At 47.5% G+C, this 15,262-nt stretch carries 10 protein-coding genes; 8 read left to right on the top strand and 2 right to left on the bottom strand.

The window, feature by feature from the left end; genetic code table 11:
• Window positions 1-3: 3 nt before the first annotated feature.
• Together lpxD and BIZ37_RS07475 are read right to left on the bottom strand one after the other, a co-directional pair.
• Complete coding sequence (lpxD, locus tag BIZ37_RS07480) at window positions 4-1,026, bottom strand: UDP-3-O-(3-hydroxymyristoyl)glucosamine N-acyltransferase (RefSeq protein ID WP_187460989.1); 1,023 nt, start codon at window positions 1,024-1,026, stop codon at window positions 4-6.
• A gap of 19 nt (window positions 1,027-1,045) precedes the next feature.
• Complete coding sequence (locus BIZ37_RS07475) at window positions 1,046-2,071, bottom strand: hypothetical protein (protein WP_187460988.1); 1,026 nt, start codon at window positions 2,069-2,071, stop codon at window positions 1,046-1,048.
• Window positions 2,072-2,478: 407 nt separating this feature from the next.
• Between BIZ37_RS07475 and BIZ37_RS07470 the strand changes: the two genes are divergently transcribed.
• From BIZ37_RS07470 to glgP, 8 genes are all read left to right on the top strand, one after another.
• On the top strand, window positions 2,479-3,705 hold the full coding sequence (locus tag BIZ37_RS07470) for a maltose ABC transporter substrate-binding protein (protein ID WP_187460987.1): 1,227 nt from the start codon (window positions 2,479-2,481) through the stop codon (window positions 3,703-3,705).
• Between the two features lie 19 nt (window positions 3,706-3,724).
• Window positions 3,725-5,008, top strand: coding sequence for a carbohydrate ABC transporter permease (locus BIZ37_RS07465; RefSeq protein ID WP_187460986.1), 1,284 nt, complete (start codon window positions 3,725-3,727; stop codon window positions 5,006-5,008).
• Between the two features lie 2 nt (window positions 5,009-5,010).
• The gene (locus BIZ37_RS07460; RefSeq protein WP_107298757.1) at window positions 5,011-5,847 is read left to right on the top strand and encodes a sugar ABC transporter permease; all 837 of its coding nucleotides are present in this window, start codon (window positions 5,011-5,013) and stop codon (window positions 5,845-5,847) included.
• Window positions 5,848-5,900: 53 nt separating this feature from the next.
• Window positions 5,901-7,676 (top strand): glycoside hydrolase family 13 protein, encoded by a 1,776-nt coding sequence (locus tag BIZ37_RS07455; protein WP_187461020.1) that lies wholly within the window; start codon window positions 5,901-5,903, stop codon window positions 7,674-7,676.
• A 183-nt stretch (window positions 7,677-7,859) separates the two neighbouring features.
• Window positions 7,860-8,660 (top strand): helix-turn-helix domain-containing protein, encoded by an 801-nt coding sequence (locus BIZ37_RS07450; RefSeq protein ID WP_187460985.1) that lies wholly within the window; start codon window positions 7,860-7,862, stop codon window positions 8,658-8,660.
• 8 nt (window positions 8,661-8,668) lie between these two features.
• Window positions 8,669-9,490, top strand: a complete 822-nt coding sequence (locus tag BIZ37_RS07445) for an alpha/beta hydrolase (protein ID WP_187460984.1) — start codon at window positions 8,669-8,671, stop codon at window positions 9,488-9,490.
• 172 nt (window positions 9,491-9,662) lie between these two features.
• Window positions 9,663-12,803 carry a glycoside hydrolase family 38 C-terminal domain-containing protein gene (locus BIZ37_RS07440; protein ID WP_222939616.1) on the top strand — a complete coding sequence of 1,047 codons (3,141 nt, stop codon included), beginning with the start codon at window positions 9,663-9,665 and terminating at the stop codon, window positions 12,801-12,803.
• A gap of 554 nt (window positions 12,804-13,357) precedes the next feature.
• Window positions 13,358-15,262 (top strand): glycogen/starch/alpha-glucan family phosphorylase (gene glgP / locus BIZ37_RS07435; protein ID WP_187460982.1); only part of this gene is annotated, 1,905 nt, incomplete at its 3' end.

Below are 15,262 nucleotides of genomic sequence, written 5' to 3'. Positions count from 1 at the left end.
ATCTTATTTAAAATTAAAAATCTTGCTGAACCAGCCTGTTTGCGGGGCAGGTTCGCTGGAATGTAGGGCTCGCTGCTCGGGTTGTTCGCTTTTCTTTATCAAGGAGTTCAGTGCGGCGAGGGTCTTTAGGTATTGTTTGGTGTCACGCGCAGGGTAACCCGACAGATGACTGTTGTCCGGGCAAGAACGGGTCACTCCAGCTTGTGCTTTGATCCGAGTATTGTGGCCAATTTTAATCCCGCCGGTAATGCCGACCTGGCCATGGATAATGACGTTATCACCAACCTCTGTCCAACCGGCAATACCGACTTGTGATATCAGTAGGCAGTGTCGGCCAATTTTGACATCGTGGCCTATTTGGATCAGGTTATCGAGTTTGCTGCCGGCACCGATCACGGTGTTGCCGATAGTGCCGCGGTCAATGGTGTTGTTGCAGCCAATGTCGACATTGTCCTCGATGACCACGCGGCCGATACTCTCGAGCCGGATGTATTCGCCCCGTTCGTCGGTCAGGTACTCGAAACTATAGTTGCCGATAGAGCAATTGGAATCGATAGTGACGTTATCGCCAATGATGGTGCCTTCTTTGATCACCGTATTGGCGTGAATAGCGACATTGTTGCCAATCTTTACGCCATTCATGATTTTGACCCCAGGTTTAAAGTGGCAGCCTTCACCGATAGATGTGTATTTACCGATGTAGACACCTTCGATGTCCGAGGTGTTGCCCTGATCGTCGAGGCGGTATTGCGACACTTTGAACCAAGTCAGAAAGTGATTGATAAGCTTGGCGTCAAGTTGGTTGATAGCGATGACCGTGGCCTGGGTATTCTGGCGGATTGACTCCGGTCCGATGATGACATCGGCTAAACAGGAAGCGACTTTTTTGAGGTCACCGGGCTGGCGGATAATAGCCAATCCTCCTTGGGTAGGAGAGTCGAGTTCGACAATGCTGTCGACATTGATATCCGTATTGCCTATTACAGTGCCTTGTAGGATCTCGGCAATGTCGGTGACCTTTATCATAATGTTGTTTCCTGTAGGGTTAGAAGCGGTACTGAGCCATCAGCTTGAGCTTGTTGTATTCTTCATGGCCGTTGCCGATTTTCTCGTTGCCGGTCCATTCCGCTTTTGCATCTTTGTCTTCATTGAAGATTTCCACTTCGCCACTGACAGACCAGTTTTTGAAGTTATGCTGATAACCGACCGTGGTTTTGTTCACTGTACCAAAGTAACTGTCGCCATTGGTTTGGGTCGTTGTTTTCTCACTGTAGCGCTGTTTCACGAATAGGCGACCACCAAAATCGAAGCTATAGGCTAACTCTGGCTCAATGTACCACTCTTCAAAGTTTTCTAGGAAGGAACCGTCACGGCCATCGGTATCTTTGTCTTCGTAATAGAATTCAACACCAGCGAAGAACTTACCGAAGCTTTTGTAGGGCTTGAATAGGACTTTGTAGTAGGTGGTGTCTTTGTCACCCCATACCCCGGCGTCCAGCGAGTTGGTCTCGTTGGTCATACCGTAGCTCAATTCAGAGTAGAACCCCCCTTTCCAGTCGTTGTTCCAATATCCGAGGAAGGTGTAGAACTCATGCTGGTCCTGTGTCAGGTCACCTTTGGTGTTGCCCTGGTTGCGGTCACTGCGCTCAAATTCCGTCGCCCAGCCCAAGCCGGTACTGAAACCACGGCCAAGGCCTCGGTTATAGCGCAGGTTGGTTGATACCTGAAAGCCGTCATCGATTTGAGAGAAGGAGCCGTCTGCGGTGCGCCATTTATTCTGGATTTGCTTCAGCGAGTAGTTCAGCGATACCGGAAGTTCTTTGTTGTAGAGGAAACCGGTAATAATGCTGTTCTCGGTGTATTCATTTTTCCCGATCAGGCTACCGTCTTCGTTGTAGGCTTTTTTGTCTTCTTTCTCGAAGAAAGCCCCAATGCTACCCCCTGTACCGTCAACGATGGTTGCAAAAAAGTCTTGCTCTGCAGAGTCTGGACTGGTTGAAAAAGTATCAGCCACTGCATTTGAAGCAAACATCGCATTTGCAACGAGTACGGACAAGATTGTCTTGTTCATTCTGTTTAGTTCCTTGCTAGACAAATGTAATTTTTAGGTGGTGGTACAGGGTGTACTACTATGTTTATTGATGTTGGTTTTTTAGTCACTGCAATGTTGTGAATTCTGTGATCTATATCTTTTCTGTTGGCTACGAAGTTTGAGCGAGATCTCAATAATTATTCGCGTTGGTATTTTTAAGAGTTATCGAATAAGTGGAATTTAAATTGCCGGGGCGTACTGAAAATATCGATGTAAATAGGCAGCCCTTCTTTTATCCGCCTATATAAAATAACACCCAATTAATGACTGCAGTCACAAAAAGAGAAAATCACTATCAGAGAGTGGTTGACCTTTATTTCACCTATACGCTCTAATTGGAAGTACAGGGTGTACTACTAATCGTGAAATGCAGAAAGGAACTAAAAATGAATAAAGCCATCTTACCCGCATTAATTGCCTCAGTATGTATAAGCGGATCGGTACTGGCCCAGGAGATTGTCCCTGAAGCTGATGCAAAACTGATGATTTGGGCAGACCATGGTGCCAGCTCTCAGTTCATGCAGTACGCCGCTGAACAGTTCAACCAGCAAAATGATTATGATGTGGAGTTCACCTTCCGCTCGCTATCACCTGTTGATACGACTACCCGCCTCATTCAAGATGGTGGTACGACAGCCGTTGGCGATGTGGTTGAAGTCGAGCACGATACACTGGGACGCCTGGTTGTTGCCGGTGGCGTAATGGAAAACCTAGTTAGCGCGGAGCGTATCGAAAGCGACTTTATCTCCAGTGCCGCTGCAGCCGCCAAGATCAATGGTGAGAGTTATGGCTTCCCTGTCTCCTTTGCAACAGTCACTATGTTTTATAACAAGGACTTGTTAGCAGAAACCCCAACATCTTTCGAGCAACTTATTGAGTTTGCGAAAGAATTTAATAAGCCAGGTCGACAGCAATATAGCTTGCTGTGGGATGTTCAGAACTATTACGAGTCACGAATGTTTTTTGCCATGAAGGGCGGCTATGAGTTCGGTGACAATGGTGCCAATGCCAAAGACTTGGGAATTGCCAACGAAGGGGCAGTTGCCGGTTTAACCTCAATGCTCAAGCTAAAAGCGGCCAATGGCGCAAACCCTGCCGATATCCGTGACCCGCAGGTGCGTCGTGGTTTGTTCCAGGAAGGTAAAGTGGCGGCCATTATCGATGGTCCGTGGGCCGCGCCTGGTTATGAAAAGTCCGGTATCAACCTGGGTGTTGCTCCAATCCCGACCCTTGATGGCCACCACCCACGCACCTTCTCTACTGTCCGCCTAGCGGTTGTCTCTGCTTTCACCGAGTACCCTCGAGCAGCACAGTTATTTGCTGACTTCGTCTCTTCCGAGGAGATGGCCAAGAAACGTTTTGAGATGACTGGGGCTATTCCGCCGGTTGAAACTGTGATGAATGATGTTGCAGACGAAGCCGATGAGCTTACCCAGGCGATGATCCAGCAGGGTTTCTATTCAGATGCCATGCCATCTATTCCTGAAATGGGCTACATCTGGCAGCCAATGGCTGCGGCAGTCACTGATATTTGGAATAACGGCGGCAATGTTGAAGGTGCTTTGAACCGTGCTGAAAGAATTATCGAACAGCAGATTTCAATGCAGCAATAACTAACCTTAGGTAGCCGGTATGCAATTAACTGCGAGAGTTGAGGCGCTCAATGCGCCTATCTCCCTCCTTGTGATGGGGGGGAGCCAAATAAAAAATGGTGCCTATTTACGGGGGTTCACATTCCTGCTTATCCAATTGGCCTTTCTGTATTTTGCCGTGGATTTATTGGCGGCAGCAAAAGGGCTGATCACTCTGGGCGAAGTGGCCCAGCAGCGTAAAGGGTTCGATATTATCCAAGGTGACAATTCCATCTTTATGTTGGTAGAAGGGGTTGTGTCACTGCTCTTAATTGGGCTGTTTGCCTTGGTGTACGTTGCCAACGTCAAAGATGCTCGCCATTTGGTGCCAGAGACATTGAGCCTCAAGCAGCAACTGGTAAAGGCCTATGAAAAGCACTTTGCTTTTATGATGCTGTCACCGGCTGCCGCGGCAACTTTGCTGTTCATCATCCTGCCAATTGCCATTACGGTAATGGTGGCGTTTACCAACTACTCTGCGCCGAACCATATCCCACCACGGAACCTGGTGGACTGGGTTGGCTTCAGGAACTTTGTTGCCCTATTCGAACTTGATATTTGGTCCGGCACTTTCTTTGGGGTGGCAACATGGACCGTCACCTGGGCTGTATGTGCAACAGTGGCGACGTTTGGTTTTGGCTTCCTGCTTGCGCTTGCCGTTGAAAACAAGGACATCAAGTTTAAGAAAGCCTGGCGCCTTATTTTTATCTTGCCTTACGCTATACCGGCATTCGTATCGCTATTGGTATTTAGGTTATTGCTTAACGGGGTGGGGCCGGTCAACAACTTGCTTAACGGCATGGGGTTTGATTCTATCGCTTTCCTATCCGACCCGTTCATTGCCAAAATTACGGTGATCTTGGTCAGTGTCTGGGCGAGTGCACCCTACTTCATGCTGATGATATCTAGCGCTATGACCAATATCCCAGCAGATCTTTATGAGGCGGCTGAGGTTGACGGTGCCAGTAAATTACAGCAGTTCTGGGAAATAACCTTGCCTATGGTTCTGAACCAATTGGCGCCATCACTGGTAATGACATTCGCCCATAACTTTAATAATTTCGGTGCTATTTACCTGCTTACCGAGGGCGGGCCGATTAATCCAGATTACAGGTTTGCGGGTCATACCGATATCTTGATTACTTGGATATATAAGCTGACTCTTGACTTCCAGCAGTATCATATTGCAGCGGTCGTTTCGATTGTGATTTTCCTCTTCTTGTCAACGATAGCTATCTGGCAGTTCAGAAGAATGAAATCATTCAAAGAAGATGTAGGTATGTAATTATGGCAAGTAATAAACCATTAAAAACAAGTACGGTATTTGTCTATATATTCTTGACGTTAAATGCCCTGGCAGTGCTTGCCCCTGTTATCTGGACCGTAATGGCATCATTCAAACCAGGTACGAATTTATTTTCGACAAGCTTTTCCGGTTTCGATTTTACTTTGGAACATTACCGGACTCTGCTAAATGATACGCCTTATATCCAGTGGTATAAAAATACCTTCTGGTTGGCCATTGCAAATATGCTTATTTGCTTGGTCCTGGTGACCATCACGGCATTTACGTTTTCGCGCTATCGTTTCAAGGGCAAGCGTAACGTCATGCTAAGCATCCTTGTGTTGCAGATGTTCCCTGCGTTCCTTTCGATGACAGCAATCTATGTATTGTTGTCCAAGCTAAATCTGATTGATAGTTACTGGGGGCTTTTGCTGGTCTATGTAACGGGGAGCCTACCTTTTCTGTCATGGTTGGTAAAAGGGTATTTCGATGCGATACCGACATCGCTTGACGAAGCGGCAAAAATAGATGGTGCCGGTCACTTTACGATATTTTTCGAGATTATATTACCGCTGGCCAAACCTATTTTAGTCTTCGTCGCATTAATGTCGTTCACAGCGCCTTGGATGGACTTTATTTTGCCGACATTGATCTTACGTAGCGAAGAAAAAATGACATTGGCAATTGGTATTTTTAGCTGGATAAGAACGGGTACGGCGGAAAACTTTACCTTATTTACCGCAGGTGCCTTATTGGTTGCCGTCCCTATTACTCTATTGTTTGTTGCTACCCAAAAACATATTGCCAAAGGCCTTGTGAGTGGCGCTGTAAAAGAATAATTCAAAGGCATACCTATTAATCAGGTATGCCAGTAAAAAATTAGGAAAAAATGATGATAACGAAAAGCTCTATTGTGCATACGCCAAAGAGTGCGGATGCTTACGCCTTTAATAAAGAGACATTACACCTGAGATTGCGCACGGCAATAAATGAAGTCGAAAAAGTAACTCTGTGGATCGGTGACCCATACCACTGGGCCGAAGGCGGCTTGGACGGCGGTAACCTCGGTGGCAGTGAAGCCCATGGCTGGGTCGGTGGCAATGAAGTGAAGATGTCGCTGGAAGGGCAGACAGAGCACCATGATCATTGGTTTGCTGAGTTTATGCCACCCAAACGCCGCTCGCGCTACGGTTTTATTTTGCATGGCAAGACGGGTGAGAAGCTTGTATATGGTGAAAAGCGTATCGTCGATATCTCTGATCCGGCGGTTGAAGAAGTCGAGATGAGTAATATCAGTAACTTCTTCTGTTTTCCTTATATCAATCCTCGTGATGTGCTGGAAACACCGCAATGGGTTGAAAATACCATCTGGTACCAGATTTTCCCGGAGCGCTTTGCAAACGGTCGCCCTGAGATTTCACCTGCCGGTGTCCAACCGTGGGGGACCGAGCCGACCGAGCACAACTTCATGGGCGGCGATCTATGGGGTGTTATCGACAAGTTGGATTACCTGCAGGAGCTTGGTGTCAACGGCTTGTATTTCTGCCCAATCTTTACGGCTAATTGCAACCACAAGTACGATACCGTCGATTATTACAACGTTGATCCGCACTTCGGCGGCAATGAAGCGTTTAAGGCATTGGTGAAGGAAGCCCACCGCCGTGGTATGAAGATCATGCTGGATGCCGTCTTCAATCATATCGGTGACAAGTCACCACTTTGGCTGGACGTGGTAGAAAAAGGTCAGGATTCCAAATATGCAGATTGGTTCTGGATCAATGAATTCCCGGTATATCCAGATACGCCAAAAGATCAGTGGGATTTCTGGAACTTCAATTATGAAACCTTTGCCAATGTACTGGAGATGCCAAAGCTAAATACCGAAAACGAAGAGTGCCGCGCGTATCTGTTGGATGTTGCCCGCCACTGGGTTGAAGAGTTTGATATTGATGGCTGGCGTTTGGATGTTGCCAATGAGGTGGATCACGAGTTCTGGCGTGACTTCCGCAAGGTCGTCAAAGGGGTCAAGCCTGATTGTTACATCCTGGGTGAAATCTGGCATGAAGGCATGGCATGGCTGCGGGGCGAGCAATATGATTCATTGATGAATTACCCGATGACCCAAGCTATCACCGACTTCTTTGCCCACAACCTGTCGGACAAGCAAGGCTTTATCAATGATGTCAGTCGCTCTTACATGTCTTACCCGCGCAATGTGAACAAGGCTATGTTCAATCTGCTTGATAGCCATGATACTTCGCGGATCATTTCCCTTTGCGGCGGTGACAAGGCCAAAGCCAAATTGGCTTACCTGTTCATGTTTACCCAAGTCGGATCGCCTTGTATTTACTACGGTGGCGAAGTGGGCATGGAAGGTGACCGCGGTATGAGTTATGACAAAAACCGCCGCTGTATGGTTTGGGATGAAAACAAGCAGGATCTGGAGTTCCGTCAGTTTATCCAGCAGATGATCCAGTTACGTCTGAGCCATCCTGAATTGAATGACCCTTCTATTTCTTGGGTCGATGTGGCTGATGAGCAGTGTATTGCATACCAGCGTGGCCGTTTGACGTTTGTCCTGAATAACTCAGACAGCGCAAAGGCAGTCCAAATCGGCCTACAGCAGGTAGAACTTGAACCTTACGGCTATCAAATTCTAGGGCTTTAATCGTGTTGGGGGGAATTATCCCCCCGACTCGATATCAATCGGCATTTTCGCTGGGTGCCTATTGCTATCGAGTTAAATCACTGAATGTGATTGGGCACGAACAATTAGTGGTACGGCTTGGACGCCTCTGTGACTTAGTGATATTCTAAAGGGCTGATTGTGAATAGCTTTAAAGGACAAATTGTGCCAGATCTCGTGACTAAACTGATGGACTTCGGGTTTACTAAAACGGATGCACTCGTGTACATCAACTTGCTGAAAAATGGCCGGGCAAGTGGTTATAAAATTGCTAAAGAAATTTCACTTTCCCGTTCATCGGTATATTCATCTATCGATAACCTTTACAACAATGGTTACATCTTCATGTCGGAAGGTGATACCAAGGAGTATGAGGCGAAGTCTCCTGAACTTATCTTCAGCCAAATCGAGAAAAAGACGGTTGAAAATATCAGCATCCTGAAAAAAGAACTTTCCAAGATGATGCTGCAGGAAGAGAAGGAGTTTATCTACAACCTGACGGGCTATGACAACCTGGTGCAGAGAGCGAGGGAGATGATCAGTCAGGCAAAAGTGGAGATCTACCTCAACTCAGATTTCAGGCTGGGTATTTTTGGCGATGAAATTTGCCAGGCTATCGAGCGTGGTGTTCGGATCATTTGCTTCTCGTTTAACCGCATTGAAACGCCGCACGAAAAAGTGGAGCTTTATTCCCGCTTTGACAAAGACGAAGATTTATATCCATCTCACCGCTTCATGATGGTTGTCGATATGTCACAAGCACTTATTTTTTCTCATCGTGAGGAAAGTGAAGGGCTTTATACCAATAACCGCTTGATGGTGAAAATGACAGCAGAGCATTTTCACAATGATATCTATTTGACTGAATTTGAAAAGTCATCGGATATTCAACCTGTTCGTATTAGAACCATTCATGAGCAAACCAATGAAATGGTTCAAGACCAATTAAATTTACCTAAGGATTAAGGTTAATTATGCTTAGCACTGACCGTTATCACATTATAAATAATTTCACCATGCCTCAATTAGGGCGTGAGAGAACCGTCCGGGTGTTGCTACCAAAAGATTATCACCAGTCAGGACGTGATTACCCGGTTATTTATATGCATGACGGTCAAAACCTTTTCGATCCTGCAATTAGCTATGGTGGTGAGACCTGGCAAATACCGCAAAATGTCGATCAGTTCTTTGCCGGTGAAGAAGGCGTCATTGTAGTCGGGATTGATAATGGCGCTGAGTATGGTGGCCTTTGTCGCATGTATGAATATTCGCCATGGAAGATGGACCAAAGTTTTGATCTTCCAGATTGGGATACCAGCGTTTACCAGAGCGGGGGCCAGGGAAGTGATTACATAGCATTTATCGCTGACACCCTCAAACCTTACATTGATACTCACTACCGCACGCTTCCCGGCCGCCTCGATACATCGATTGCAGGCAGCTCGATGGGGGGCTTCATTAGTTTGTATGGTGTGATGGAGCGGCCTGATGTTTTTGCCAAAGCCGGCGTGTTCTCTCCTGCTTTTTGGTTTAACCAACCTGAAATGCTTAACTACCTCAACCATCGCCAACTTGACCAAGATGTACTTGTCTATATGGATATAGGAACCGAAGAGAGCAGCAGTCGGGGGGTTAACTTTGAGCAAATTTATTTGGAGGGTGCCAATACTATGAGTGGTGTGCTGAAAACTAAACCGCACCTCAGATTGCATTATGCGGTGGATGAAGGTGCGAGGCATACTGAATCTGCATGGGCCAAGCGCTTTCCTGATATGCTTAATTTATTTTTTAAATAATTAACGCTATTTAAATCTATATTGACTGGTCGTCTTATTCGATGGCCATTAATTTAATATATCAAAATAACCATTATGACTTATTAATGATTCATCATTTAAGTCATATTGATTCTTGCTGATTAAAATATTTTTCTCCACCTATAAATAATTTCATTGATAGGCTTTTCTTATGAACCCAAAGAAAATAGAAAATGCTTCGAACCTGCTCGAAAGAATTGGTAGGAAGGTATATATCCCATTGTCAGAAATGAAAATAGAAGGCTGGTTATCAAAGGAGCCGCTCTCTTTTGCTGATAAGCGAAAGGGAGAGCATTGCCAGCTTAGAATTGGAGATTCGTGGGGAGGGTTATTTGATTGTGCTTGGATGAAATTATCTGGCCAAATACCTGCTATCGACGAAGGATTGGATTTGGTGTTGATGGTCGATATTGGTGGGGAAGGCTTGGTGCACGATGCAGCAGGCAACCCTATCCGCGGCATTACCAACAAAATGTCCTCTTACGGGATCCCACCGGATAAACCAGGCAAGTGGCTGGTGGAATTGAGTGAAGGGGCACCCGGAGAGTCCGTCGAGTTTTGGGTGGATGCCGGGTGTAACGACTTATTTGGTTATGTCCAAAATGGCGGGGTAATCACTGATGCACATTTGGGTACTTGTCATTCAGAGCTAAAAGCTCTGTATTACGATGTTGAGGTGCTGGTCGACTGGCTCAAGGGGGATAGCGGGCAAGTTTCCCACCAACCGAAAGGAGTGTCGACCAAAGATAAGCCTGAGTTGATTTCTAACGAGGCCCGCTTTGCTCGCTTTCATCAAGTTTTAGATCGCGTTGATCAGGCGCTGGTGCACTTTACTGATCAGGAAATTGCCCTATGCCGGCAGTTGCTTGCCGATATTTACGACCAGCCATCAACTGGGGGAAGCGTTGATATCACCGCTACCGGTCATGCCCATTTGGATTTGGCTTGGATGTGGCCCCTGCGGGAGGGTAAGCGCAAGGCGATGAGGACATTTACTACAGCAGTTGCCAACTTGGATAAGTACCCAGATTACTTGTTTGGGGCGAGCCAGTACCAGTTGTTTGATTGGGTCAAAGATGACTACCCGCTATTATTCGAACGTATCAAGCACCATGTCGTCGAAGGGCGGTTTGAATTGCAAGGCTGCTTCTGGGTAGAGTCAGATCTTAATCTGGTAAGCGGGGAGTCTTTGATCCGCCAAATTATGTTTGGCCGCCAGTTTACCCTTGAACACTTCGGTCAGGAAGTCAATTACCTGTGGGAGCCGGATGTGTTTGGTTTCACGGCTGCATTACCGCAGATTCTGGTGAAGTCGGGCGTCAACTACATTGCATCGCAAAAGCTGTCACAGAACAAAATCAATCCATTCCCGCACCACCTGTTCCGCTGGCAGGGACTAGATGGCTCGGAGGTGATTATGCACAACTTCCCCGAAGATACCTATGATAGCCGTGCACGTGCCACATCCTCTTTGCGGCTGGAGGCTAATTACAAGGAGAAGGCCATTTTCAATGAAGCATTGATGGTATATGGGGTAGGTGATGGCGGCGGTGGCCCCGCTGAAGAGCATATCGAACGATTCCAGCGGATCAAGGATCTCGAGGGCTTGCCCAAAGCCCGCAATGGCCGGGTGGATGATTTTTTCTCTAGAGCCGAAAGTAAGCGGGAGCAGTTACCTTCGCTCAAGGGGGAATTGTATTTCGAAGCACACCAGGGGTGTTTTACTACCGAGTCCCGAACCAAGCGGGGCAACCGTGACATGGAACATATCCTCCATGATCTCGAGATGATGATGTCTGTCACTCCGTGTAGTCGCGAGGAGCGTGAAGCTGTCAGCCAACTGTGGCGAGAAACGCTTACCTTGCAGTTCCACGATATTCTGCCGGGCTCGTCGATTGTCAGGGTCTACCGGGAAGCAGAAAGCGACTACCGGCGTATGCTCGAGCAAGCCAGAGAGCTGTTGGCCGTTTTAGAAGCAAGGATAGAGACAAATCTCACCCTGGGTGGCTTCAACAAGCCATTTATTGCCTACAACACAGCGCCATTCGCTCGCAATGAGTGGATCAATATTGATGGGCAATGGCAAGAATTGGCAGTTGGCCCGCTGGGTTATGCGGTGAATGAACAGGTTGAACAACAGTCTCAAGTGTTGATGCAGGCCACGCCGTATTATCTGGAAAGTGATTGCATGAGGGTGGAATTTGCCCCTGATGGTGGGATCCGCTCTATGTTCGACAAGCAATTGGCCAAGGAGTTTATTGCACCGGACAGCAGCACTGGCACTATCGGAAATGAACTGAGGGCTTACCATGAGCGCGCCAGCCAGTATGCGGCGTGGGACTTTGCCGATGGATATCGCGAGGGACAATCATCAGTGCTGTGTTTTGAGCGTGCCGAGGCTGTTGTCGATGGGCCGCGAGCGGTGGTGAAACAATACTATCGCTACAACCAATCTGTTGTGGTGCAGGAAATTGTACTGCTCGCAGGTAGCCACCGCGTTGATTTCCAGACTTATATTGATTGGCATGAGCAGGATGTATCCCTGAAGGCTCGTTTCCCTGTATCGGTGGTGGCCCATGAGGCGCAGTGTAATATCCAGTTTGGGGTTATCAACCGCCCGACCCATAGCGATGACACGCATGCCGCAGCGAAAGATGAGATCCCTGCCCATAAATGGGTTGATATATCAGATGGTGAATGTGGCGTAGCCATTATGTCGGATTCGAAATACGGTTATCGGGTTAAAGATCAGTCGCTTGAGGTTACGTTGCTGCGTTCGCAGAAAAAGCCCGGATCGGAGTTTGGCCATGAGGGAGAGGCAGGGTATACCGCAGATAACTTTGGGGATATAGGCGAACATTTCTTTACCTACTCCATTTATACCCACGAGGGTGACTACCAGTCTGGGGGAGTGGTCCAGCAAGGTTATGCACTGAACAACCCATTGCGGGTCAAGTCCCTTGAGCCATTGCTTCAGGTTAAGGCACAAGATAAGGAATCGTCTGCAGCAATGTCCTATCCCGATTCGATGGCGCTGGTTAGCTCAAGCGAACCCGGTGTCGTTGTAGAGACGGTAAAACCGGCAGAAGACGGCAGTGGCATTATCGTGCGTTTGTTTGAAACCTTTGGCTGCCGAACAGGGACATCCTTGCGGTGGGATAGCCGATTGGGCAGTCGGGTGCAGGAAGTCGATTTGATGGAGAGGCCGCTTTCTTATCAGAGTGCGCCGACCGAAAATAAAGTCATAACCCTTTCACCCTTCGAGATAGTGACCCTAAAACTCAGTCATTAGAACGGATCGGTCTCTGGATGAAACGGCATATTGTCTATTTGGCAATATGCCGTTTTTTTTATTTCTTTTCTGAGTACTTTCCTGCTGGGAATTAGAGTTGTACGAAATGTGATTCCGTTCAAACTCTGCGCCCACCGATTGTGAATTCCATCACAATTCATCGGTGAGGGTATTTAGTCCAAAGTATGAACTGATTAACTTGGTAGTACGTCATGTACGACTACAATTTAACGGTTGGGCCTAAGTGGGTATTTATCGGATAGATATCTGTTTGAAAAGGCTTTATCGAAGTAAGACATGCTACATAGCCCATTTGCTGCTACTTAACCCCTATAGCCAAGGTGGTCGGCAGCGGAACGAGAGGGCAAACCAACCAGGATGAGGTTGGCGATGTTGTGGGTAGCGTTAATGGTCACGGAAAGTGCTTTGATACTGGTAGGAACTTTGCTGAAGGGGCAAATTCCCAGCTTGAATCTTCTTGCTACATGACAGCTTCAAAAGTTCAAGGCAATAGCTTTGCAGAACAACAATTCATTACTTTTATGGCGTTAATTATGTCTATGACAAAACAACAGTTTGATAAAAACACCTTCAAACAACGTGTAGCAATGTTTCTTTCATCTCACTATGCAGCCACTCCTGAGACAGCTTCTGCTCGCCAGTGGTATTTAGCTATGGGCAAGGCGCTAGCCGAGATCAGTACCGGTAATTTGTTAGCTACCGAAAAGAATCTTGCCGAGCAGAAAGCCCGCAGTGTTAACTACCTTTCACTGGAATTTTTGATTGGCCGCCTAACCGGCAACAACCTGATCAGCATGGGCCTTTACCAAAATGTTGCTGACGCAATGGAAGAAATGGGCCAGAACCTGACTGACCTTCTGGAAGAAGAGCGTGACCCAGCATTGGGTAACGGTGGTCTAGGTCGCCTAGCAGCGTGTTTCATGGACTCACTAGCAGCACAGGAATACCCTGCAGTGGGTTACGGTCTGCACTATGAGTACGGTCTGTTCCGTCAGTCTTTTGTTGATGGCCGTCAGGTTGAAGCGCCGGATGCATGGCGTGGCCTTGAAGGTTACCCATGGGAAGTTCTTCGCCCAGAACTGAACCAAGAAGTTAGCCTGTATGGCCATGTTGAAGCTTACACCGATGAGAACGGTGTAGAGTGCCGCCGCTGGGTACCAGCAATGACCGTTGAAGGTGTTGCTTGGGATCTACCGATTGTCGGTTATGACAACAACAGCGTCTATCCGCTACGCCTTTGGGAGTGCCGTTCGAACGCTCCGTTCAACCTTGCCCGTTTCAACGACGGTGACTATGTTGGTGCCCAGTACTCTGCACTGGAAGCGGGCAACGTGACCAAGGTGCTTTACCCGAACGATAACCACGACCAAGGTAAAGCCCTGCGCCTAATGCAGCAGTACTTTCACTGTGCATGTTCGGTTGCTGACATTTTGCGTCGTCACGAAGCAGCGGGTAACTCTATCGAGTCACTATCTGAGCTTGAGACAATTCAGCTTAACGATACTCACCCAACCATTGCTATCCCAGAGCTGATGCGCATCCTTATAGATGAGTACAAACTAGGCTGGGACAAAGCGTGGGAAATCTCTTCGAAGACCTTTGCATACACCAACCACACACTACTTCCAGAAGCACTGGAAACATGGAGCGAAGCTTTGATTCAGCAGATGCTACCGCGTCACATGGAGATCATCTTCGAAATCAACCACCGTTTCATGAAGCTGGTTGAGCAAACTTGGCCGGGTAACAACGAAGTGAAGCGCAAGCTTTCTATTATTCAGGAAGGTCCACAGCGTATGGTTCGCATGGCTAACCTGTGTGTTGTCAGCACATACGCCGTAAACGGTGTTGCAGCGCTACACTCTGAGCTGGTTAAGCGCGACCTATTCCCTGAGTTCAACGAGCTATTCCCAGGCCGCTTGACCAACGTAACAAACGGTGTCACTCCACGTCGTTGGATCAAATACTGTAACCCAGGCCTTTCTGCACTAATCAGTGAGAAAGTGGGCGATGACTGGCCGGCTAACCTTGAGAAGATTGCAGGCCTAGAGAAGTTTGCTGACGATGCAGCCTTCCAGAAGCGCTACATGGCAGTGAAGAAAGAAAACAAGCAGCGTTTGGCTGATTGGGTAGAAGAAAACATGGGTATCGAGCTTGATACTGATGCTATTTTCGATATCCAAATCAAGCGACTGCACGAATACAAGCGTCAGCACCTAAACCTGCTGAACATCCTAGCGCTATACCACCGTCTATTGAACGACCCAACGTTCGATATGCACCCACGCGTATTCTTCTTTGGTGCGAAAGCGGCACCGGGTTACGCACTAGCAAAAGACATCATCTTTGCCATCAACAAAGTGGCAGAGAAAGTGAACAACGACCCACGTCTTGGCGGCAAGCTGAAAGTGGTATTCATTCCTGACTACCGCGTAAGC

Origin of the sequence: Photobacterium sp. BZF1, from assembly GCF_014349205.1 — a bacterium.
Lineage (GTDB): Bacteria > Pseudomonadota > Gammaproteobacteria > Enterobacterales > Vibrionaceae > Photobacterium.
This window is presented reverse-complemented; position numbering and strand designations above follow the sequence as displayed.

Bases quoted from the DNA above. Each gene is read 5' to 3' on its own strand.
- lpxD (WP_187460989.1), bottom strand. From the start codon at position 1,026: ATGATAAAGGTCACCGACATTGCCGAGATCCTACAAGGCACTGTAATA.
- BIZ37_RS07475 (WP_187460988.1), bottom strand. From the start codon at position 2,071: ATGAACAAGACAATCTTGTCCGTACTCGTTGCAAATGCGATGTTTGCT.
- BIZ37_RS07470 (WP_187460987.1), top strand. From the start codon at position 2,479: ATGAATAAAGCCATCTTACCCGCATTAATTGCCTCAGTATGTATAAGC.
- BIZ37_RS07465 (WP_187460986.1), top strand. From the start codon at position 3,725: ATGCAATTAACTGCGAGAGTTGAGGCGCTCAATGCGCCTATCTCCCTC.
- BIZ37_RS07460 (WP_107298757.1), top strand. From the start codon at position 5,011: ATGGCAAGTAATAAACCATTAAAAACAAGTACGGTATTTGTCTATATA.
- BIZ37_RS07455 (WP_187461020.1), top strand. From the start codon at position 5,901: ATGATAACGAAAAGCTCTATTGTGCATACGCCAAAGAGTGCGGATGCT.
- BIZ37_RS07445 (WP_187460984.1), top strand. From the start codon at position 8,669: ATGCTTAGCACTGACCGTTATCACATTATAAATAATTTCACCATGCCT.
- BIZ37_RS07440 (WP_222939616.1), top strand. From the start codon at position 9,663: ATGAACCCAAAGAAAATAGAAAATGCTTCGAACCTGCTCGAAAGAATT.